This is a genomic window from Clostridioides sp. GD02367, from assembly GCF_045900275.1.
GTDB classification, from domain to species: Bacteria; Bacillota; Clostridia; order Peptostreptococcales; family Peptostreptococcaceae; genus Clostridioides; species Clostridioides difficile_A.
This window is the reverse complement of the sequence record NZ_JBJODK010000002.1, coordinates 289,813-314,502: the sequence shown is the minus strand read 5'-3', so window position 1 is coordinate 314,502 and position 24,690 is coordinate 289,813. Positions and strand designations below refer to the sequence as shown.

The following is a 24,690-nucleotide window of genomic DNA, read 5'->3' as shown; positions in this document are numbered from 1 at the left end:
CCATAAAACGATTATATTTTCAAGATTATTAAAGTTAAAATTTTAATAGAAAATAAAGTATTTCATTAAATAATAAAAGCGGAGGCTTATTATAATAAATTTCTCCGCTTTTTTATTTATTTAATTAAATCATAGTAAAATAGCTCTGATTCTTAAGAAGTGACTTTATTATATTCAGACCTTTTTCCAATTCTTCTACATCCTTTGGAGCTGTTACACAAATACGAATTGCTTTTGGTACTGTAGAATTGCCAACAGAAAAACGTTCAGCACAATACACTTGAACTCCTAGATTTTTTGCACATATTTCAAATGACTTTCCATCCAATTCGTCAGGAAGAAGCAACCAACGAAAACTACAATTTTTATCACCAATTAAACTGTAATCTGATAAAATTTTATCAGCAACTTCATTTCTTTTTACAATCTCATCTTTTTTCTCTTCTATAATCTTATCTATAATAGGAGAATATAGTAAACGGTGTACTATTTCTGCCATAAATGGAGATACCATTAAATTCATGTTATATAGTGCTTTTTCTAGATTTTCCATATAGCCTTTTGGAGCAACTACAAATGCTATTCTAAGACCAGCACATAAAAATTTAGACGTGCTAAAAATATATACAGTATTGTTACTAGCCAAAGAAAATATAGGCGTTTGTATATTAGGTCTAAGAATACTATTTATTGCATCTTCAATGATTATTATATTATACTTTTTTGCTATATCTGCTATTTTTTGACGAGACAAGTTAGACATAGAATGTGTTGTTGGATTATGATAGTCTGGTATAAGATATATGCCTTTTATATTTTCATTTTTACAGTAACTTTCAAGAGATTCTGCTGACATTTCATTATTTTCTTGAGGAATTGGAATCAATTGAATACCTATCATTTTAGCTATTGATTTAATTCCAGAAAAACTCAAAGAATCTGTAGCAATCCTATCACCAGTTTTAAACAACCCTAGTAAAGTTGCACATATAGCATTCTGAGCACCTGTAGATAGTAGTATATTTTCTTCATTAGTATATAAATTATTTCTTTCTAACCATTTTGCAATTGATTTTTTTTGCATATATGTACCAGACGGAGACATGTATTGCAAAAACCTATCCATTTCTGGTTGTTTTAACACATTTTTAATAAAATCAACAATATATGTATTTTGCTCATAGGGAGGATGCACTGTTCCTAGTTCAATTATATCTTTTGATTCTGTTTGATATAACAATGTATTGCTCACATTTACATCAGATGAAATAAAAGTTCCTTTTCCCACTTTTGCACATATCAACCCCTTCTCTTCACAAAGTTTAAATGCTCGTGTTATTGTACTCAAATTTAAATCGAGAAAATCTGCTAATTCTCGTTGTGGAGGTAATTTATCTCCAGGATTTAAATTTCCTCTTTTAATATCTTCTTCTAATAACATCGCCAAAGTTTTATATATTGGTGGCTTTCGACTATTTAATTTTGGCTTCCATGTCATAGGATAGTTTTCAAATGAATTTATTGGCATATAATTACTCCTTTTAATATAATTGTCCTCCATACAATTTTATTATTGTATGCTTTTATTCTAGATGCTATACTTGTATTTGTAAATAGCTATTTCCAAATACAGAGAACAAGAGAGGTATCAATATGAAGACTATAGGCTTAATTGGAGGAATGAGTTGGGAAAGTACCATTACATATTACCAAGTTATTAATACAGTAATAAAAGAAAGATTAGGTGGGCTACATTCTTCTAAATGTATACTTTACAGTGTAGATTTTCAAGAAATTGAAGAATGCCAGTCTAGTGGAAATTGGGAAAAAAGTGCTAAAATTCTATCTGATGCTGCAATTAAATTACAAAATGCAGGGGCAGATTTTATTGTTATATGCACTAATACTATGCATAAAGTAGCAGATAAAATACAAGAAAAGATACACATCCCACTACTAAACATAGCAAATGTAACTGCTGAAGTATTGAAAGAAAAAGAAATAAAAAAAGTAGCTTTATTGGGTACTAAATATACAATGGAGCAAGATTTTTATAAAGATATAATTATTAATAATGGAATTGAGGTTTTAGTTCCAACTGAAGAAGAACGTGTAATAATAAACAATACAATATTTAACGAACTTTGTGTAGGAATTGTATCTGAATCTTCAAAGAAAGCTTTCTTATCTATTATAGATACGCTTGGTGAGCAAGGTGTAGATGGTATTATATTAGGATGTACAGAAATAGGTCTTCTAATTAAACAAAATGATACTTCTATTCCACTATTTGATACAACACTAATACATGCAATAGAAGCTGCATTAAAGTCAATTTCAGATTATTTAAATTAATAAAAAATATTTCTTAAACTAAAAACTTGAAACCCTTATATAAAAAAGGATAGTATAATTCTACTTATACTATCCCTTTTTAATTTAATTTTTCAATAAATCACAAACTTAGTACTCTTAATCTGTATACAAATCTATCTTACGTTTATAACATCACTATTTTGAGAGTTTTTCCCATCGTAATTTGCAACAACATAGATATCCATATTTAAGTCTCCTTCAGGAATACTTATAGTATGCTCATTACCTTGTATATCACTTTGATACAATGTAAAATCTCCCTCTCCATTAGTATTGTTTTTTACATATATACTATAGGTACAACCCTTATGAGATACACTACTCCAATTAACCCTAATAACATTGTTTTCTCTGTCAACATTAGCTGATATGTTTTCAACCTTCATATCTTGAATATTATTATCATCATTTGAATTTGAATTTCCATTAGTAATATTTATGACATTACTTGGCTTAGTTGTATCTGAATCTTTCTTACCTACAACATAAATATCAAAATCTAAATTTTGATTATCTTTTATATCTACTTCTATAGTAGCATATACTTTTTGTGATTTTCCTAAATCACTTTCATTTACAGTTATAGATTTTATTTTCTTAAATGATTCTCCTGACAACTTGTCTTTAAGATATATATCATAATCAAAGACATCTTTCATATAATCCCATTCAAGCTTAATAATAACTTTATTATTTACTATTTTATGTGACCCTACTAAATTTTGTATATAGTCATTCGTTATAGTTTCTTTAACTACTGTTATAGTTATTATTTTAGATTTATCTCCACAAGTTATCCTTACTCTTTCCTTACCTTCTCTAAGTCCTACGATATTTCCATCACTACCTAGACTTATTGCTCTTTCTACAGGTAACTTTGAATCCGCTAACTCATAATATATTTTTGGTGGCTCTAAACCAGGTGGAGAAGTTATTATATCTGGTTTTAATTTTTCATTTTGGTCAACTTCTATTTTTACATCATTCATATTTATTTCAGCAACTCTAGCTTGAATTCTAAAGCTTCTCTCTACTTCTTTATTTCCACACTTAGCATATATTGTGGCTTTTCCAACTCCAACTGCACTTACTGTATTTCCTTTAATTTTTAGCACATCATCATTACTACTCTTATAAATAGGTTTATATGACTTTTTAAATTTGTCATAATCAACCTCTATTGTACTTTCTATAGTAGCACTATCACCAACATGTTTTAAATCCCCATTAATCTCCATATCTAGTGATTCTACTTCTGGGTCTACTACCTTTATAGTAGCCTTTTTCAACACTCTTGAATTCTTCATAATACCCACAGAAGAATACCCAACCTTTAATGCTGTCATCTTATTTCCATCTATTTTTAAAGTCCCTGAATTATCCAACACATTAAACCAAATATTTGGGTCTTTAGCATATGAAGGAACCTTGATATATTCGCCAGTAGATAAAGTAACTGTTTCATTTAGTTTTACTACATATTTATCTAAATCTTTAACATATTCCCCATCTACAATTTCGATTTCTACTCCCTTTACCATTGGTCTAAGTATTCCAAATTTAAAAAGGTAGTACTGCGCAACAAGCAATATAGGAATAGATATAATTATGGCAATTTTTCTGTATTTCTTATTTTCTACAAATCTCATCTATCCACTTCCTTTAGCCTAATATATAATCATTTGTTTTGTAAGCAATCTACCTAAGTTAAATATTGGGATAAACTGGAAAAGTATTATATTTCAGAATATCCCTATACTAATTATAAACCATAAATTTAAAATTTAAAACTAAAATTAGTGTTAATTTCTTACTATTACAATAGTCTAATTTTAGTGAAATAACATTTGTCTTGTCAGCTAAAAAGTTATATAATTAATTCAAAAGAAATTTATACTTGTATTATATGAGGAGGACTTTAAATTGGAAATCAATTACAAAAAAAAAGATTTCAAATCATTTGCTAAAAGAAAAAACATTGAAATTTCTGTTCAAAGGTATCTTATTGATGCGTTAAGTTACATGGCACTCGGTCTTTTTTCTTCCCTTTTAATTGGAACAATTTTTAACACATTAGGAGACAACTTCAATATTTCTCTTTTTACTGAAGTTATAAGCCCTCTTGCTAAACAAGTTACAGGTCCAGCTATAGCAGTGGCTATTGCGTATGGACTTCAAGCACCTCCACTTGTGCTATTTTCTTGTGCACTTGTTGGAGCTTGTGGTAACGAATTAGGGGGTCCTGTTGGGGCATTTGTCGCTACACTTTTTGCTGTAGAGATTGGAAAATTAGTTTCAAAAGAAACAAAAGTAGATATATTAGTTACACCTGCTGTAACAATACTAATTGGAGTACTTGTAGCTCAACTTATTGGTCCAGCTGTTTCTGCATTTATGACTTCATTTGGAAACATAATAATGCAAGCTACAACTATGCAACCCATCATAATGGGGGCTCTAGTCTCTGCACTGGTTGGAATAGCTCTTACATTACCTATAAGTAGTGCAGCTATTTGTATGATGCTTAGTTTAGGAGGTCTTGCTGGTGGAGCAGCAACTGTTGGTTGTTGTTGCCAAATGGTAGGTTTCGCTGTTATGAGCTTTAGAGAAAATGGGGTAGGTGGTCTAGTTGCACAAGGACTTGGTACATCTATGCTTCAGGTTCCCAACATAATAAAAAATTGGAAAATTTGGATTCCACCTACTGTTGCTTCAATATTACTTGGACCATTATCTACAACAATATTTAAAATGGAGAATATCCCTATTGGTTCTGGTATGGGTACTTGTGGATTGGTTGGTCAATTTGGGACAGTAACTGCTATGCAGAGTGCTGGAAAAGGAGGTATAACTATGTGGGTTGGTATACTTTTACTTAACTTTGTACTTCCTGCTATTGTAACTTTGCTAATTTCAGAATTTATGAGAAAAAAAGGTTTAATAAAACCAGGAGATTTAAAACTAGATGTATAAATTAAAAACTACTCCTTTTACTTGTATAAAAGTAAGGAGTAGTTTTTTTTATGAAAATTCCAACATCTTTTTTAATAACCAGTCTATTGAACCTTTTACTTCATTCCAAAGAACTATATTTTCATCATAGTAATATACAGCTTCAGCCTTTTCTTCTTCTGTAACAAATTCTCTACCAAAAGCATTTCTCCAGTCTAATAAATATAATCCAATATATTTATTTTTACTTTTAGCAACCTTAATAGAGTCATTTGCTAAAAACATACTGTTATTTTTAAAGTAATAAAGAGCTTTACTGTACATCCATGTAGCAGACTTTTCTTCTTTATAAAGCTCAAATAATTTATTTATTGAAGTTCTATCATTTAATCTAATCAATATATTTAACAACTTATATCTTATTCCTTGTTCATCACTAGGATTAATTGCTATTAAATACTCTAATACTTTTTTGGACTCATTTAAGTTGTCAATACTTTCTAGCTTCCTAGCAAGAGATTCAAGCGCTATCATATAAGCTCTAGTAGATAGACCTTTCCAAAATCCAAGCTCTTTATCTTCTTTTGTAATCATACTTTTCCCTATATTTACAGCTTCTTCCATATATCTAATTGATTCAATATTGCTATTAGCATCTTGTGATAGCTTAATGTATCTTTTATACAATATTTTCTTCTTTTCTAAATCTAAGTCTATAGAATTGGATTTAGAATTTGTCTCTTTAACCCAAAATTCTACATTAGAGATAGCTATAGTATCTTGATTTAAAAAGTCAATACTGCAAACTTCTTTTATCAAAGATGATTTATTATTTATAGTGTTTAAAGAAACACCTATTTGTTTTGAAAATTCTTTTTTTGTTATATGTAATGGATGCTTCTTATTATATAAAAGATTTTGCTCCAAAACTATATTTAGTATAGCTGAAGACCATATATCAGCTCTAGAAGAATGAATTGTTTCTTTGTTATTATCCAAAAGGTTTTGCAAAATTTTAAAACTTATATCTTTATATTCTTGATTCAAATTGGAGTTGCAAAATCTATTTATCTTGTCTTTAATTTCTTCTATCTTGCTTGTCATGACTTCTCCTCCATATTTTACATATATAAAACTAGTGCTACAAATTCAAGTTCTTCTTCTCCTATATTTTCTATAGAATGTTTTGCACCATCAGCTGTATACACTACATCACCCTCATTAACTTCTATAAACTCCCCATTATCAAATACTTTACCTTTTCCTTTTAATATATAGTATACTTCAAAATCTGTTGTATGGTCATGCACACCAATTGAACTTCCTGCTGGTAAAGCTATTCTTTTAAATAGTCTTCCTTTCCCTTTAAGCTCTTCATTTTGTATTATGTTTTCAAGCCTAACTTTTCCAATACCACCATTCAAATTTTCTTTTAATTCTACTTGTAATTCAGATTTCTTTCTTATCATAGCTCATCCCACCTGCCAAACAATCAATCTAACTACTAAATTGGCATATCCTTTCCATAATATGTTGTATTTTAATATAATAATAACATATATTCTCATAAAAAAATATTACTGAATATATAAAAATGACACTATTTTTACATATATTGCAATTTAATTAAATTGTCCCATAAGTTGACGTCTCTAACAAAAAAACATATACTCATATAGTATGGGAAATTTTTGTTAAATTTTTTATCTGGAGGTTCTATACATATGTCAGTTTCAAAAACTCAAGAAAAACTTAAACAACCTAAGGATTTATATTTCTGCTGTTCAATATTTACCTTTGTAGGACTTGCATACTATGGTATGAAGTTGGTATTATTATTATTTTTAGCTGAACAAGTATCCAAAGGTGGTTTAGGATTAACACCAGCAGAATCAGCATCAATGCTTGCATCTTTTTTGGCATGGACTTATTTTTCTCCAGTTATTGGTGGATGGGTAAGTGATAGATTTTTAGGTCCCAAAAACTGTATTATACTTGGAATGATAATGGTATCAATTGGTTATTTTTTAGGATATTTAGCAGATAGTAAAATGGATATAAATATCATGATATTCTTATCTGGATTAGGAATAGGTTTTTATAAAGGCAACCTACACACTTTGGTAGGAAATCTATATACTAATGATGACCCACGAAAAGATGGAGCTTTCTCTATTACATACATGGCTACCAATTTAGGAACATTATTTGGACCTTTAGTATGTGGTTTAGTTGCTAATGAATGGTTTGCTATGAAAAGTGGTGCCTCTATAAACATGTATGGTTATAGATATGTGTTCTTATTTTCATCAATTACTGTTCTAATAGGTTTATTATTTTTTATCCTTGGCAACAAAAAATTTTATAAATCTTCAAATAATAAATTTAGTAACGGAAGAGAATCTATAAAGAAATCACTTGAATATAAGAAGATGTTAGCTTCCAAACCATTAACTTTAGTTGAGAAAAAAAGAATAGTGGTAATATTAGTCTTAGCTTTCTTTACAGTATTTTTTTGGATAGCATACAATCAAGCCTCTATGTCTATTGCCTTATATACAAAGGAACACATAAATCTTGCTGTTGGTAATTTTCAAATCCCAACTTCATGGATAGACTCATATAATGGTCTTCTTTGTGTCATCCTTGGACCTATATCTGCTCTAGTATGGGTAAAGCTATCTCAAACTAAAAAAGGTGATTTAAGTGTACCTAAGAAGATGAGTCTAGGATTTATACTATTAGCTATTGCATTTTTATTCATGATAGTAGCTGTTATGCAAACAGGAACAGACCCTAATTCTATTCATAAGGCAAGTGTATTTTGGGTAGTTGGATTTTTAACATTCCAAAGTATAGGAGAAATTTGTTTTTCTCCAGTTGGATATGGTATGGTAAATAAACTTTCACCTGAAAAATATATTTCATTTCTAATGGGTGTTTGGTTTTTAGGTAAATTTGCAGCAAATAAATTATCTGGTTATACACAAGCTATTATAGACCAGCTTGGTATGTTACAAGTATTCATAGTAATACCATCATTCTTATTACTATTTGGAATTATATTGCTTATAATGAACAAAAAATTAGTAGAATTATCAAATTAAAAACTTTTTCTAAATAGAGTAAAAAATACAATAAAAAATCGAGGTACATAATACCTCGATTTTTTATTATATTTAGTTACAAACTATATAGCTCTAGTATATACTTTTAACCATTCTCTTTCTTCATCAGTTAAGAAAGAAGATATTTTATCATAAACTAGTTTATGATACCAGTTTAAATAATCTTTTTCATCTTGATTCATTAACTCTGGAACTATACCATCTAAGTCAATAGGAGCTAATGTAACAACTTCAAACTCCATAAATTGACCATAGAAGTTCTTTTCAGCTTTTCTAACTACTATTTCATTCTCTGTTCTTATACCATGAGAACCTTCTATATATATACCTGGTTCATTAGTAGTTACCATTCCTTCTTCAAGAACTGCACTATCAAATCTTTCAGGTACTACTCTCCATCTAAATCCATTTGGTGCTTCATGAACATTTAGCACAAATCCTATACCATGTCCAGTTCCACACTGATAATCTATTCCCATATTCCACATACAACTTCTAGATAATATATCTAAATTATATCCTCTACAACCATGTAAAAACTTGACTTTAGAAAGATTTATCATACCTCTTGCCACAGAAGTAAAGTGTAGTTTTAACTCATCACTTATAGGTCCTAATACTGTAGTTCTAGTTATATCAGTAGTTCCATCATAATATTGTCCACCTGAATCTACTAAGAATAACCCTTCAGCTTCTAACTTATAGTTTGATTCTGGAGTAGCACTATAGTGCATCATAGCTGCATGCTCTTTATATGCAGCAATTGTATTGAAACTTGGCTCAAAGAAACCTTCTTGTTCTCTTCTTAAGTTTTCTAATTTTTCAGTAGCACTTATTTCAGTTATTTCAATTTTACCGACATTTGTCTTTAACCAGTACATGAATTTAGTGAAAGCTACACCATCTTTAATGTGTGAGTTTCTTATATTTTCTAATTCTATTTCATTTTTTTGTGCTTTAAAGAACATTACTGGATTAAATTCATCAACCTTCTCAACTTCACAAGGTATGTTATTGTAAATCGCATAGTTAAGCTTAGTTCCATCTACTAAAACTTTTTCAGCCTTGTCTATAGATTTTACAAACTCATATACATCATTATATGGCTTTATTTGAACATTCTCTTTAGCTAGTTCATTTAATATTTCTTCATTTAATTTGCTCTCATCAACAAATAGGTAAACTTCTTTTAAAGTTATTACTGCATAAGAAAGTACAACTGGATTGTATTTAACATCTCCACCTCTTATGTTAAACAACCATGCTATATCATCAAGAGTAGTTATTACATGAGTAGAAGTACCCTTTTCACTCATTTTTTCTCTTAATCTACTTAATTTTGAACTAAAATTTTCTCCACAATATTTAACATCTAATAAGAATGCCTTACTATCTGATAAAGTAGGTCTATCTTTCCATACACTATCTATTAAATCATATTGGTATTCTACCTTTATTCCTTTTTTAGATAATTTTTCAGCTAATGTAGCTCCTTCTTTAGCACATATAACTCTACCATCAAACCCTAAAGTTCCACCTTCAGGAATATTTGTATATAAATATTCATCTGTAGTTGGGCAACCTTCTTGTCCCATTTTAAATAATTTTATAGTACTTCCTTCTAATTGAGACTCTGCCTGTATGAAATATCTTCCATCTGTCCATAATCCAGCTTCATCTTTAGTAACAATAACTGTACCAGCTGAACCATTAAATCCTGATATAAATTCTCTTGATTTAAAGTAATCTCCTACATATTCACTTTGATGATTATCAGAAGATGGAATCATATAGGCATCTATATTTTTTTCTTCCATAAGTCTTCTTAATTCACTTAATCTGTCTTTTATATTCACAACAAGACCTCCTCAAAATAATAGTTTTAATAACTAAATATATAAGTATGTAAAGTTTATTACATAAATATTTCTCTTATAATTTATATAAATCTTATACACTCTAATTATCACAATTATAATTTTAATTATATTATGTATCTGTGTAAAGCTTTTTTTCATAATTAAAGAGGAAATTACATTTTTATTTTATATTTAAATGTAATTTCCTTTATTTTCACTAATTTAGTATGAATTATTCTTCTTTTGTTAATAAATCCATAGCCATTAATTTTGTTAATATATTTCTTATTCCTAATAATATTAAACCAAATATTATTAATACTGATGCTATTCCTCCAAATATCTGTAAAAAACCAAGTGTAGCTGTAAAACCAGCAATTTTCCCTGATAATAAACTCGCAAAGAAACTTGTTAAATACCATGCTCCCATAGATAATGTAGCATACTTAGCTGGAGCTAATTTATTAAACATCGCAAGTCCTATAGGAGACAAAAATAATTCACCTACTGTTGTAAATATATAAGTTACTACTATAAACAACATGCTAGCCTTTACCATTCCATTTGGACCGTTAGCTAATGTAGAAAATACCATCACTATAAAACCAACACCCATTATTATCATTCCTAAACCCATTTTAACTGGAATAGAAAAGTCACCTCTTTTAGTATTAGATAATTTAACCCATAAAGCAGCTAATACTGGGCATAAAGCTACACATAATATAGCATTTAGTGATGTAAGCCATGCTACTGGCATTTCAAATCCAAATACAGTTCTATTTACATTATCCCTTACATAAATCATAAATGAACTTTGTGTTTGATAGTATGCTGTCCAGAATAAGACCACAAATAAAAATAAAACAACCATTGCTATTATTCTATTTTTCTCTAACTTAGTAAGTGGTCCATACTCAATTTTTTCACCTTTATTTCCTTTAGTAACAGGATGTTTTCCAATTTCATTTAGTAATTTTGGCGCAAGAAGTGTAAATATAATCATACCTAACATCATACCTATACCACAAATTAAAAACGCCATCTTGTATCCATAAGATACTATATCACCACTTGCTCCTCTTACTGCAAAGACATTATCAGAAAGCAATCCACATATTATTGGAGCTATAAATGCTCCTACATTTACTGCCATATAGAATAAACTGTATGCTGCATCTTTTCTCGATACATCAGTTTTAGGATATATATCCCCAACTATATTTGAACAACTTGATTTAAAAAAACCATTTCCTAAAATGATTATTGATAGGCCTACCCAAACCATTGCAATAGATGTTGATGAAGCAAATAGTACAAAATCGCCTATTGCTATTAAGAGTGCACCTATAGAAATACATTTTTGTTGACCTAAAACTTTATCTGCTAACCAGCCACCAACTAATGGCGTAAGATATATAAGACCTGTAAATAATCCAAACATAGATGTTGCTTCTTGTGTAGAAAGGCCTAAACCGCCTTGAGCTATACTTGCTGTAAAAAATAATACCAATAAAGCTGTTAAACCATAATAACTAAATCTCTCCCATAAAATTGTCATGCAAATAAGCCAGAAACTCTTCGGATGACCAACTTTTTTAGATACGCTTTCTGTATTTGACATAAAAAACGCCCCCTCATTGTTTTTATAGTTAAATTTAGTACTAAGATTACATTAATCATTTTAGTACATACTTATAATATCATCTTTTTTATGTTTACTCAATAGATTACCATCAGTATTTTCATTTTTTTATTATTATTTTTAAAATTATGAAAAATATTATTTTTCCAGTATTTTAAACTAAAAATATTAATATATATATATTTAAATAATATCTTTAATATTTAATTTTTTTTGTATTTATTTTTTTGATTTTCATTTATTTTTATTTAAATAATTCAATTATGAAATATTTTTTATTAACCTTTTTTTGCAAGTTATTTTTTTATCAATTCATGTGTGTAAATTGTTTTTATTATGAAATAACAAAAGCTATTTTAAATTCTCTATTTGAGAACAAAAATAGCTTTTATCTATATATCAAGATTTTCTTTTTTTAATAAATTGACTTAAATTATTGTTTAGCTTTCATTTGGTATTTATCTGTAATTTTAACTTTATATTTTTCTTTTAAATTTGTTATAAGTAAATTTTGTTTTTCTGATGTTAGACTACTTACTAAATCTGATTTTATTTCTTCGAATGGTTGATATTTTTCATCTGTCTTCTTAATTATATGATATCCATAATCACTTTCTACAAGTTTACTAGATATTTCACCTTTTTTCAATGCAAATGCAGCCTTTTCAAAAGACTCAACCATCTGACCTTTACCAAAGAATCCTAAATCTCCACCTGACTCTGCACTACTATCTTCAGAATACTTTTTGGCTAGAGTAGCAAAGTCTTCTCCAGCTTGTGCTTTTTTAAGTATCTCTTCAGCTTCTTTTTTAAGTTCAGCTTTTTTACTATCACTAACTTGTTTACCTTTATCATCAACAGTTTTTATTAAAATATGTGAAGCTCTAACCTGTAAATAATTGCTCTTGTTTTTATTGTAATAATTCTCAGCTTCTTTATCAGTCACTTTTGCTTTTTCACTTAAGTATTTTGATGCTACTAGTTCTTTTTTCATATCAGCTTTTATATATTTTTCAGTCAAATCAAACTGCTTTAAAAATTCTTCTTTAGTCATGCCCATTGCAGATTCTATGTTAGTCATTAAATTATTATATTGAGCATCTAGTTCATCATTAGTTATACTTACTTTTTCTTTAGCTGCTTCAGTAGATAATATGTCAGACGTAATCATAGTCTCAATCATATTTGATTCATATGAACGTATTTCATCATCACTCATAGTAGTTTTTGCATTTAAATAAAATAATGGCTCCATTCTTTTTCTCAACATCTCACCTGTTATTTTTTTATCCCCAATAGTAGCCACTGCTTCATTGCTACTATAATGCTTTGAAGTGGCTGGTAACTTTCTTCCGGCTTCTTTGCCAAAAACATAACCTCCACCTAAGCATATAACTCCTACTGCAACAATTGCTACAACTGCTTTAATTGTTTTGTTACTTAGTTTTATTTCTCTTTTCTTGACTTTGTTGTCAGTGTTTTTTTCATCTGACACATCATCTTTTTTAGAACTTACATTATCTGACTTTTTAATTTCATCTAATGAATTTTCTTTTGGATTTTTTTCTTCAGACATTAATATCCTCCTTAATTTTGTTTGTACAATACTTCACTTTTATTATTTTACATTAAAATAATATTAAATGTGTGAATCAGAAATGAAACTCTCATGAATTTAAAATGAAATTAAATATTTCTCAAACTATATCTTATAAAATTTCTTCCTACTTTTGTATCTCCATACTTTAACATCTGTATAACTTCATTTTTTTCTTTTTGCAAATAAATAGAACATTCTTCTAAAGACTTAAATATCTCTAATACTTCGCCTTTTTTATTTACTAATTCAATCTTTTTCTTTCCACCTCTTTTGATTATAGACTTATATTTTTTAAAATATTCATCATACTCCTCATCGATACATTCAAATTTATAATTCATTTTTAATGCCTCAATTTTATCATTGGTTAAAATTTCATTTCTCTTTTTATCAGAAAGTCTTGTACTAAATATCTTATCATTTAGAATATTAAATATCTCAGATGGAGATTTACTATTTTCTAAATAGCTCCATTCATTTTTACAATACTCTTCTATATTTAACACTTTACTTAAATACTTTATGGCATCTCCAAAATAATCCATATATCCATATTTTAAATTTTCTCTTATATATCCTAATGGTACTTTAAGGGCTTTGCTACATTGTATATGTGTATCAAAAATATTTTCTTCTTTAGTATACAAGTTTATTGCTTTTATGCTTTTTCCCCTTTTTATTTTTATTTCTTTTATGTATTCTAAATCTTCTTCTGTTAAGTATTCACTTGTTTCACTTATTTGTTTTTCTTCAATACGACTTTTTAATAAAACACAACTTTCTCCTTGGTCAAGTTCTTCAACCTTTTTTGAATCATCTTTTTTATTTTCAATTAATGTTTCCTTATCTCCATCACTTATATATTTATCAATAATTACTGTTTCCACTTTATTCAATATTTTATTATCATTATTAACATTTGTTTTTTTTATACATGGTACTTCGTTTTCATTATTACATACTATATCTTCCTTGTCTAAAATTTTATCATCTTCATTAGACAAAAATATTTCTTGTTCTAAAACTTTAACTTCTTTATTTTCAATTTCTTTTTTATCAGTTAATACTTGTTCCTTTTCGATTAACTCTTCTTTATATAATCCCTCTTCATTTTTTAATACTATTTCACCTTCTTCTTCTGCTTTATCAAATTTTTGTCTTTTTTTCATAATACCAAACAACTTTTTTAACACTCAAGGTTCCTCCTAATACTTTCTATACCCTTATATTGCCATATAAAATATTACTTTGTCAAAACTCTTATTTAGTATATAACTACTTATTACTATTTTCTTGATAATTTCTTGCTAAATCAGTTTTCCATATAATATAATCTACAGCTATTCCAAGTGCAAGCATTATCCTTCTTATTGATAAATTCTCTATATCAAAATCATCTTCTGTGACTTTTTCATAATCACTTTTTGGCATAATAGCTTCCATAATCTTATTTAAAACCATGTCTTTTGCTAAATCACACTCTTTCGAAAAATGTTCTTCATTATCACATAATGATTGTGCTAAAATAACTAGTAATCTTCCCACAGTTAAAAAACCATGTTTTAGACTAAAGTTTTCATTATTATTGATTTCACCATAAATCTTATTTATAATATTATCTACTATATTAGTAACTATCTTGTTATCTTCTTCATTTATCTTTTTGATTTGTTCTAAAATAGTTTCTTCTTGTATATTTTTATTACACATATTTATTCACCATTCCTTTATTTAAAATTTTGCTTATAGCATAAAACTAAACATTTTATAACCTATTAATTGTTGTTTGCGACTGTTTGATGTTATATAATAATAATCAAGCGTATATAAAAGTTATATAAAATATATAAATTAAAATTCATAGTGTAGATTCAATTATATTATTCAAATACATAATGTAAATTATTTATCATGTAAATTGTCTATTAATACTCTATCAGAATTTATAAAAATAATATTTAAAAGGAGAAAGTATATGAAATATTCAACAATGGGTATGAAAGCAGTAAATACAAAAGAAAATGACAATAAATTTTCTAGTGGCATATTTTTAGAGCTGTACACGTTAAATTTAATGATAAAAAAAGACGATTGTGTTTATGGGAAAGAAGTTACAGATTACATAGGTAGTTTTAATTTGTCTTGGAAACCTAGTAACGGAACCATGTATCCAATAATAGAAAAAATGCTCACAAAGGGTCTTATTGAAGTTGCAACAAAAAAAGAACGTAAAAAACTCTATAAGATAACTGAAAAAGGAAGAATCTACTACAATGAGAGGGCTGCTGAGTTTAAACAAATGCTAATAGAATCGGCAAACTTTTATAATACCATTGCAAGTGAATTAGAATAATTCCAAAGAAGACCACTCTTCAAGTTAGAGTGGTCTAAATTTCATATCAGTAATGCTTCTCATTCACTTAAGTAATTAATTAATCTAACAGCCTTTTTCAATTTAGATTTTGCACAAGCTCTTTTTTTATTTATTGTTCCTCTGCAAAGTCCAAACATCTCTGCTATTTCTGAATCAGTATTATCCTTCATATACCACATCACTAGTATTCGTCTTTCAAATGTTGTAAGATCTTTAAATATATTAGAGCATGTAATTCCATCAATCCAATTGTTATTTAAAAATTCTTCATCATATATATTTATAGTCATATCCTTTTCAATTATCGCAATCGACAATTGTAGATTATAAAAAAGCTCGACATAATCGAGCACTTCATCTATTTCTTTTTGTGCATTTTTATCACAAATAGTTTCTTCTATTGGTAATTGTTGATCAGAATCATATATATTAAATATCTTTTTCTGATAGTATAGGCCCCTTGCTATAGGGTCTTTAGATAATTTTTCTAAATGTCTAAAAACATAATAATGAAAATTTCGCTTTACATAATTGTGAAAAGACGGTTTTGTATCTTTATATTTATGACACATAGATAAAAAAATAGCACATATCTCCTGTTGTATATCTTCTTTATCATTGTTTGAGAATATACCAACTATTTTTGCAACTGTCTTATCTGCAATCATTTGACCATGACCATTAACAAAATACGAATTTATTTTCAATCGTTCATGTTCTTCTTCTACAAATAATTTAATAAAACTTCTTATTGAGTAATCCTCTATAGAATATTGTCCATATACTATTAAAGAAATATACTTATTTAACATTGCTCTAAACGAATTAATTAGTTCTTGTGCTGCATCTTTTGATCCAGCTTGTAATTCATATACCAAATCATGTATTTTTTGATACTCATTCATTCCATATTTTTGCAAATTATTTTTATAAGTTATTTTTTTTTCATATTATATACCTTCTTAGCATTATATTATTACTTCTTATCTATTAAGATTATAAAACTATACATTTATACTAAAAATATCTAATCAAATAAATATTTTCTTTCATTAAGTAAACCAGGAACTGACTTGTCTGCCAGTTTCTCTATGTATTCAAAGCATTTTGGATGTATATGCCACTTAAATTCTCTCTTTCTTTTATATTCATCTATAGAAAATTGTTCTGGTAGTATTGGCTTATTACATATTTGGCATATCATTATCTCTCCTTTTCTTGGTGGCTCTGGTACTTTACTTCTTTTTGTAATATAATTTTCTATATTTTTATCAATAGTAAAATTCATATTTCCCCTCCATAAGTTTGATAAAATCATATATAAACTTCTGTAATATCTTTATGTACATTCTCTTTTGATTTTAATATCATAGTTTTAATATCATAGTTCAATTTCAATTCTATTTTTTTAGTTTCACAATCTCTTATTAAATCTGTTAATACATAACTCTTTATAACAACTGTCTTTGTAATTGAATTGTAGAGCTTTATATTAAATAACAAGTTTTTATTTTGTAAATCAAACTTCAAGAAATAATAGTTTAAATCTTCTTTACTTATATTACATATCAATATATTATTAATAAATAACTTTAACTCATCAATGATTTTAAAGATAAGATTAACTATTTTAGTTACTGTTTTTATTTCACTTTTATTTTCATATAATAAATGCATAGTTTTCACCTCCTAATTTTCAATCTCACTCTGCCTACTATTTTAATAATAAATCTAAGTATAAGAGTATATAGGTCACTTGTCACAATCGACAACTAATAAACAAAAAAAAAGTCTTCTATAAAAGACAAAGTTAAAAAAAGCTTTATTATAAACCTACACAAACACTATCAAAAGTACCACCTCCAAATTTGTACTACTAATTATATCACATGCAAAATATTAAATACAGTTATTCACATCTAAAAATGCTCTGAATCCTCTCCAGAGTAGGTATAATTTATATCAATACTCTTTATATTCATTTCACTATAAGTTTCTCCTATTCTACATTTGAACATTAAGTTTTGACTAGGAGGTCTAAATGGAAAAGCATCAACTATTTTATGATAATATTCACCTTTATCTTCATAATATATATCAAATATAAAATCTTTAGAATACTTTCCACCATCACTGCTATTATTAAAATGGGGTGTTATACCTGTAATCATTACATCTCTCTTTTCATCAATATTACATTTAAAACTAAATGTAGAAGATTCATAATTATTATAATAATTTATATATGCTCCTAATGATTTTATACCATAAACGAAAGTTCTTAGATTTGTCTCACATTCTTCATAATTATAACTTCTTAAAACTATCTTTATTTGATTAACTTTTTTATTAGGAAAATTTATTCTAAATGCTCTAACTGAATTTGAAAATTCATTTGTTGAATTATTTTGTGTTATTGCTGAATGATATCCAATTCCCTCTACTTCTTCCCAATAACTAGAATCTCCAAACCTTATATATACATTTTTTACACTACATAAAAACGGATGTATATATATTTCATTCATTTCTAATGTAGTCATAATATCTTCTGGAAGAGTAATCTCATATTCTGTGTCCAAAAAATCTACAGAATTACCTGTAACTACTCTTTTTATCCAATATAGATTATTATCTTTAGAAAAAGGAGCATACACATCGTTGTCCTTTTCTGATATAACACCAAAACTAATAATTTTAGTTTTAACTGATAGACTTTTTGGAATAAACATGGAATTTGATACATCATCGAAAACAGCTAATTTTGAAATTTTTTTTGAAGGTCTTATAGTTATATCTGATGTTATATTGTTTATTATGGCTCCAAAAGTACTCTCATCAGACTTACAATCTTGTGGTAAGATTATTTTTCTTCTCAATTTATTAGACTTTTGTATATCAATATACTTATTTAATAACTGATTATATTTTTGTATCAAGTTTGAGTTTACAGCTTCTAGTTGAGCATTTTCAAGTTTTATTAAATTTATATTATCATTTAACATACGTTCTATCTCATTAGTTTTATTAAACAAATCTAATATATCATTTAGCATGTTATTTTGATTATCATTATGCATTGAACTTGTATTTATAGCTTTATATCCAAAATCTTTTCTATTTGATACTGGTAAATTATTAATAACTACTTTATTCACCTAATCCCCCCTTACATCATAGAATGTGTCTATTTCTTCTTGTATATTTCCAATTATATCTGCAAAACTTCCATAACTGCAATTAGAGTCTATAGACACGTCTTCTTTCATTACATCTAACCTATCTATCTTATCTCTTAATTTTCTTATATTATGCTCTGCTTGATGGTACATTGAACTTATCTTATAGCTTTCTTGTGCTCCTCTATACCTATTATTAAACCTTACAGCATTTGGAACTTCATCTAATACTCTATTTGAAGTGTCATATACTTTACCATCTACATGAAAAATCTTACTTTCTACATTAGATTTATTACCTGAATAATCAGTTGTATAAACTCTAAACATATAATATCCTTTTTGAAGGGGTTGTGTCATAATGGTCTCTCTTTGAGTCTTATTATATATAATTGGTGAATTATCTAAGGTGATTGGATTAATATCACTTTCTACAGTATGTAAACACCAATTATACTCTTTAATACCTGTTGTAACTATTGTTGTAGCTACATTTGATTCTGTTACTACCTTTGAATCTAAATCTACTCCTTCTACATAATACTGATATATACTTCCTGTATCTGTAGAAGTATACTCCAAAATGACCTTTCTATCCTCAGTAGTATACTGATTTGTTATACTTGGTTTAATTGGAATAGATGTATCTCCTGGCTTGTCTTCAACAGACATATTTTCAGTCAATTGTTTCATTCTAAAAATAGTATTTGCCAATATCTTCTTTTCATATTCCGCTATATCTTCAATATCATCTATATTGTGTCCTATTTGAATCATAGCTGTATTATTCCATGTTGTAAGATAATAGGAAGATGCTTTCTCTTGTGAAGCAGACCAATTTGAATTTCCTTCTATTTTTTGTGGTACTATATTAAACCATATATCTCCATAAGCAAAATTTGATGTAGTATGAGTATATGATATTTTTATTTTTTCTTCATTATTCACCATATTCCAAGGATATAATGTAACTGAATCTGATTTATTTACAACTACTTCATTTCCCCATACAGAACTTGTGAATCCATGACCTTCATCAAAAAATATATTATTGTCATTCCACTTTCCAACTTTTATATTAAAAAACTCTCTTAATTTATTCAAACTTTCATCTTCTCTAAATATAGATGAAATTAAATCATGACTCGCAATAACACTTCTATTTGTTTTCATAAACTCAAATATAGCATCTAGTGCTCTTTTGTTTAATTTATTTTCAACAATATAATCTTCACCACTAGAAAATCCGATAACTATTACATCATAAATATACATCCCTCTACTATCTTTTAAAAAATCATCTGGATTTTCACAAAATTCTCTATTTGATACAGGAGTTACATTTATCTTAGCTAAACCATACCCTCTTTCATCTTCTTTACAAGGCTCTTCCATCCATTTTTTTAAAGAAGCAGATTTCTTAATGGTCCATGTAATACCTCTATAACATTTGAAACTAATCTCTTCTCCTATATTTGGATGTATATTTAATACCTTTATGTCACTTTCTAATCTTTCTAGTTCACATACAGAAATAGGTTGAAATACTTCGTCAACAGAATTCCCAAAATCATCTCCTATTTTTTTTCTAAATACTCTATACAAATGTGGTGAACTTGATGTATTCTCCCATTTTAAACTAACTTTATTTTCTCTATCAGATGATTTCGTATATAATGTTATTGACATTATTCAGCCACCACCTTTATATTATTGATTACAGGAGTAACAGATATATCTGATGTAGATAATTTTGCCATTACTCTACATCTTATTAAACTATTACCATCCAGAGATTTTAATCTTTCAATTGTTGAGGGTAACATATGTTTATATTTTACAAATATTCTAAAGTATTCAGCTGTATTAATTTTTATATCTGGTCTTTGATATTGTGGAATCTTTTTTTCTTTTAATTCAATACTTATAGGGTCGTTTGGAGTAATTACATAATTAGGGTCAAACTTTATAACTATACTATCCACATTATCTATAGATTTTATTGCATAATACTTAAGAGAATTATTACTTATATTTTTCACTAAAGAATTATAGGTTATTCTTTCCATCTTTGAACCAGCAAATATAGAATCACTATGAGACATTAAATTAAAATTATGCTTAATGGTTTTTACTGATTTTGATAAATCTAATTCACCAAGTAAAAACATTATTTGAAGTTTATTTTCTCCCTTTTTTAACTTAAATGCATATTTATTATCTTTTTTAAATACTTGTCTTCCATTTACAAGTACAACTACATCAAATACTTCTTTATCTTTCTCAAAACTAAAGTATTTATCTTCTATTATAGTTTCTTCAAGACAATTAACATACTGACTCATCACTATATAATTCCATTTACTTTTACACATTATCTCCATTGTATTTGCATCCATTGGAGCTATTCCAGTGACTCTATGCTTTGCATAATCATTTATAGATACTCTCAATGAACTTGGATATTCTTGATTGTATTTATCACTTACATCTAACCTCTCAATAAGCCATTGAGAATGTCCTGTTCTCATTTCAATAGAATTTAAATTTACATACCTTGGAAGTTGTTGCACATAAAATAAAAAGTTTTTTAATTGTATATCAAAATCGCGTCTTCCAAATAAATCAGATGTATAGTAATTAAGTATTTTTTCTTCTTCGTATAAGAGATTTAAATCTAAAGCAATATTTGGCTTTATGTTCTTCCATTCTACACTATTATTTTTGTCTTCTATACCTATGAAATACGATATATTGGTCATAGGTGGCACTTTATTTTGAGGATTTAAAGTTATTTTTGATATAGGTTCATCAACATTAATTCTATTACTTGTGTACACACTGGTTTTAGAGTATTTATCATTATAAAGTGAAATATTATTTAATACAAATAATGAACCTAAGTTATCTAGTTCTTCTTGACCAATCTCATATTTTTCTATTATAAATTTAATTACTAATATATCTTCTTTGTTAAATCTCCATATATTATTTTTTTCTCCTTTATATTTAAACTTTTCTTTAAAGTTCTTATTGTCAGAAGAAATTAATAATGTTATAGTGGTATCCTGTAGTGAATAACCACTAAGTTCAATTCTAGATACTGTTTTAATAGTATCTAACTCTAAATCTATAGTGATTATTTGAGTTTCACTTTTAATTGGTGTTATGTCTAATGATATATTTTCATTAAGAGCCTCATTTAATACCAAATTTATATTTGTATTTGAATCTATCTCTTGCCCATTTAACAATACTTTCAAATTTGACTTACTCAAATCTATTTTATCACTTGGGATTGAATGAAGTTCATTTCTAAGTGTAGATGTATTGTAATCTATTTCACAAGTTGACTTAGGTATGTTATTTTTTACTAAATTAATGGTGTTCGTATCTTCAAGTGTATTAAAGGTTATAACATAAGGATAATACGATTTTTTTTTGCTTGAAAATTCATTTGCTATTTCTGAATAAGCAATAATCTTATTTGCTTCGTTATATATGTTTATCATTTCTAAGTCATATTTATTTATAGTCTCTATAGAAGATTCTACTTGATTATTATGTACTTCATAAATAGATTTCAAATCATATTCTATATTTTTAAACATAGTATTAAATTGTTCTTTATCTGAATTTTGATATGGTAATAATGTAAATGGCTTAAAATATGGTAACCCAATTATTTTTTTCTCAAAAAACTCACTTATAAACTTGTTTACTTCGTAAAAAGTTACTAAATCACCATTATTCAGAAGTCTTTTTATTATCTCTTCTTCTTTAATTTTTAATTGATACTCTTGAATGTTCATCATATAATTTCCTCCGAACCTACATCTATCCTATAATTATATACTATAGGTGACTCATCAATTATTTCATCTGGTCTATCTAACTCTATTTTCAACCTAAATTCATTCACATCATTAAGCATGTCAACATATGTAATATTTTTGTTTCTATTTATAGTTGATATATTACTATTTATAACTATTGCACAAGAGCCATATTCAGCTCTATGTCTTGGTCTTATTCTAGTCCATACTGAACCATCATCAAAACTTATATAGTATTTAATATAGTCATCAATTTTTTTATTTTCATCTAAATATTCCATAAATCTTCTTGGTATGTAATCTTTAGAATTCAAAGTAATTGACCTTATACTTTCAGTTGATAAAAATTTCTCTGATAAATATACTCCATACTTATCATAAACCTTGTATTTAAGTTCAATATTTTTTATACCTATAACATATCTCTTTGCATTTACTTCTTCATATTGAAACTTATAACTATCTTCACTTATCTTTTTATAAAATAATTGAGATTTCACATACTCTCTTGTTGAAAATTTGTTTGTTGACTTTGTAGATGGATAAATTATATTTTTATTATCATGGTTATACTTAAGACCTATAATCTCTATACTTTTTTGAGGTTTATCAAATTGTATATAATCTTTATTATTGTCATAAAAAAAATATGGAATTTTAGTTGGATCTATATTTAAAAAATACTCTCTACATACTTTAGTAAAATTGCTATCTTCTTGCTCTAATTCAACTACAATTTCTTTAACTATACTTGATTTAAAGGTTATTATATTTTCTTCCTTTAAAGATTCGTTTAGTTGTAATATTTGAACATTCTCATATTTATCTCTTACAACTATCCTTTTTATTATAGGGTTATGTAGATTTACATTTTGATTTGGTATTCCAGAAATTTTAAACCAATTTATATTAACAGGAATATCTAAAACAATCTTAAAATGTAATTTTAAAATCTTATCATCACTTATCCAACTTATACCTTCTTTATACTTAAATCCAACCATTGCAGTTTTTATTTTTATATCATCTTCTAAATTATACATTTCAAACTCAAACCAAGTATCATCATTTCCATCTAATATGTCTGATAAATATATATGAGGATCATCTTCTCCAATATATTTTATTTTATTGTAAGATGAATATATTTCATGTGTATTCCCAGGAAAGCCATTTGATACATCTAGAATTTGTATATTTATATTATCATTTACACATTTACTCGATATTGTTGCTAATGTTAATGCTCTATTTAATACACTACAAGAAACATTATTTAAGTTGTTTATATTACTAATTTTTGTAAAATCATCTGAATAAATCATATTGCTGACAGTTTTCAAGGAGTCTACTTTTTTATCTAGTTCATTTATCTCTATTTCTATACAATTTAATTTGTTAATTAATAGTTCATTCTCTTCTTTAACATCTTTAAAATATATTTGTAAGTTATTTCCGATTTCCTTATAACTGCATATTAAAATATGCATATCACATTTGGCTTTTTTCAACATATCACTATAGCTTGAAAAGGATGGTATATCTACTGCCTCATGGAATTCAAATAATGGTTTTCCAAGTTTATTATAAAAATCGATAATCATATTTTTAAATTCATAAAAATACTCTGTTTTTGTTTTGATTTTCCCAGAATCAAAATCCTTATTTAAATCCTCTATTAAAATTTTAATTCTTTCTTCAAACAATATACTTGGCCTTTTATATTTATAATTATTCATAT

General features: G+C 27.0%; 20 protein-coding genes. 4 read left to right on the top strand and 16 right to left on the bottom strand.

Going from position 1 to position 24,690, the window contains the following annotated elements:
* Positions 1–124: 124 nt before the first annotated feature.
* Complete coding sequence (locus Q3223_RS03385; protein ID WP_054277023.1) at positions 125–1,528, bottom strand: PLP-dependent aminotransferase family protein; 1,404 nt, start codon at positions 1,526–1,528, stop codon at positions 125–127.
* A 125-nt stretch (positions 1,529–1,653) separates the two neighbouring features.
* On the opposite strand from Q3223_RS03385, the gene Q3223_RS03380 reads away from it, so the two are divergent.
* Positions 1,654–2,355: an aspartate/glutamate racemase family protein gene (locus Q3223_RS03380; protein ID WP_054270723.1), complete on the top strand. Its 702-nt coding sequence runs from the start codon at positions 1,654–1,656 to the stop codon at positions 2,353–2,355.
* 134 nt (positions 2,356–2,489) lie between these two features.
* On the opposite strand, the gene Q3223_RS03375 is transcribed toward Q3223_RS03380, so the two are convergent.
* Positions 2,490–4,025 carry a hypothetical protein gene (locus Q3223_RS03375; protein ID WP_054270724.1) on the bottom strand — a complete coding sequence of 512 codons (1,536 nt, stop codon included), beginning with the start codon at positions 4,023–4,025 and terminating at the stop codon, positions 2,490–2,492.
* Between the two features lie 274 nt (positions 4,026–4,299).
* Here Q3223_RS03375 and Q3223_RS03370 point away from each other — a divergent pair, with 274 nt between their 5' ends.
* Positions 4,300–5,349, top strand: coding sequence for a PTS transporter subunit IIC (locus tag Q3223_RS03370; RefSeq protein WP_074179687.1), 1,050 nt, complete (start codon positions 4,300–4,302; stop codon positions 5,347–5,349).
* 48 nt (positions 5,350–5,397) lie between these two features.
* Here Q3223_RS03370 and Q3223_RS03365 read toward each other — a convergent pair whose 3' ends face one another.
* A complete protein-coding gene (locus tag Q3223_RS03365; RefSeq protein ID WP_074179686.1) occupies positions 5,398–6,432 on the bottom strand; it encodes a DUF6398 domain-containing protein in 1,035 nt (344 codons plus the stop codon).
* Positions 6,433–6,449: 17 nt separating this feature from the next.
* A complete protein-coding gene (locus tag Q3223_RS03360) occupies positions 6,450–6,797 on the bottom strand; it encodes a cupin domain-containing protein (protein ID WP_054270727.1) in 348 nt (115 codons plus the stop codon).
* Positions 6,798–7,052: 255 nt separating this feature from the next.
* Between Q3223_RS03360 and Q3223_RS03355 the strand changes: the two genes are divergently transcribed.
* The gene (locus Q3223_RS03355; RefSeq protein ID WP_054277028.1) at positions 7,053–8,435 is read left to right on the top strand and encodes a peptide MFS transporter; all 1,383 of its coding nucleotides are present in this window, start codon (positions 7,053–7,055) and stop codon (positions 8,433–8,435) included.
* Between the two features lie 83 nt (positions 8,436–8,518).
* Here Q3223_RS03355 and Q3223_RS03350 read toward each other — a convergent pair whose 3' ends face one another.
* The 5 genes from Q3223_RS03350 to Q3223_RS03330 form a co-directional block, all read right to left on the bottom strand.
* Positions 8,519–10,312 (bottom strand): aminopeptidase P family protein, encoded by a 1,794-nt coding sequence (locus Q3223_RS03350; protein WP_074179685.1) that lies wholly within the window; start codon positions 10,310–10,312, stop codon positions 8,519–8,521.
* 235 nt (positions 10,313–10,547) lie between these two features.
* Positions 10,548–11,939: a peptide MFS transporter gene (locus Q3223_RS03345; protein WP_054270730.1), complete on the bottom strand. Its 1,392-nt coding sequence runs from the start codon at positions 11,937–11,939 to the stop codon at positions 10,548–10,550.
* A gap of 454 nt (positions 11,940–12,393) precedes the next feature.
* Entirely contained in the window at positions 12,394–13,536 is a 1,143-nt protein-coding gene (locus Q3223_RS03340; protein WP_054270731.1) for a peptidylprolyl isomerase, read from the bottom strand.
* A gap of 110 nt (positions 13,537–13,646) precedes the next feature.
* Positions 13,647–14,753 carry a hypothetical protein gene (locus Q3223_RS03335; protein ID WP_407811644.1) on the bottom strand — a complete coding sequence of 369 codons (1,107 nt, stop codon included), beginning with the start codon at positions 14,751–14,753 and terminating at the stop codon, positions 13,647–13,649.
* Positions 14,754–14,835: 82 nt separating this feature from the next.
* Entirely contained in the window at positions 14,836–15,270 is a 435-nt protein-coding gene (locus Q3223_RS03330; RefSeq protein WP_407811642.1) for a hypothetical protein, read from the bottom strand.
* Positions 15,271–15,535: 265 nt separating this feature from the next.
* Between Q3223_RS03330 and Q3223_RS03325 the strand changes: the two genes are divergently transcribed.
* Positions 15,536–15,913, top strand: a complete 378-nt coding sequence (locus Q3223_RS03325) for a PadR family transcriptional regulator (protein ID WP_054270734.1) — start codon at positions 15,536–15,538, stop codon at positions 15,911–15,913.
* A 59-nt stretch (positions 15,914–15,972) separates the two neighbouring features.
* On the opposite strand, the gene Q3223_RS03320 is transcribed toward Q3223_RS03325, so the two are convergent.
* From Q3223_RS03320 to Q3223_RS03290, 7 genes are all read right to left on the bottom strand, one after another.
* Positions 15,973–16,839, bottom strand: a complete 867-nt coding sequence (locus tag Q3223_RS03320) for a hypothetical protein (protein WP_407811640.1) — start codon at positions 16,837–16,839, stop codon at positions 15,973–15,975.
* A 122-nt stretch (positions 16,840–16,961) separates the two neighbouring features.
* Positions 16,962–17,222: a hypothetical protein gene (locus tag Q3223_RS03315; protein WP_054270736.1), complete on the bottom strand. Its 261-nt coding sequence runs from the start codon at positions 17,220–17,222 to the stop codon at positions 16,962–16,964.
* Positions 17,223–17,248: 26 nt separating this feature from the next.
* The gene (locus Q3223_RS03310) at positions 17,249–17,611 is read right to left on the bottom strand and encodes a hypothetical protein (protein ID WP_054270737.1); all 363 of its coding nucleotides are present in this window, start codon (positions 17,609–17,611) and stop codon (positions 17,249–17,251) included.
* A gap of 242 nt (positions 17,612–17,853) precedes the next feature.
* A complete protein-coding gene (locus tag Q3223_RS03305) occupies positions 17,854–19,092 on the bottom strand; it encodes a hypothetical protein (protein WP_407811637.1) in 1,239 nt (412 codons plus the stop codon).
* Positions 19,093–20,802: a hypothetical protein gene (locus tag Q3223_RS03300; RefSeq protein ID WP_407811635.1), complete on the bottom strand. Its 1,710-nt coding sequence runs from the start codon at positions 20,800–20,802 to the stop codon at positions 19,093–19,095.
* A complete protein-coding gene (locus Q3223_RS03295; RefSeq protein WP_243192614.1) occupies positions 20,802–22,928 on the bottom strand; it encodes a hypothetical protein in 2,127 nt (708 codons plus the stop codon). The genes Q3223_RS03300 and Q3223_RS03295 overlap by 1 nt, the downstream gene beginning before the upstream one ends.
* Positions 22,925–24,688: a virion structural protein gene (locus Q3223_RS03290; protein ID WP_223153180.1), complete on the bottom strand. Its 1,764-nt coding sequence runs from the start codon at positions 24,686–24,688 to the stop codon at positions 22,925–22,927. Before Q3223_RS03290 ends, Q3223_RS03295 begins: the two co-directional genes overlap by 4 nt.
* Positions 24,689–24,690: the final 2 nt, after the last annotated feature.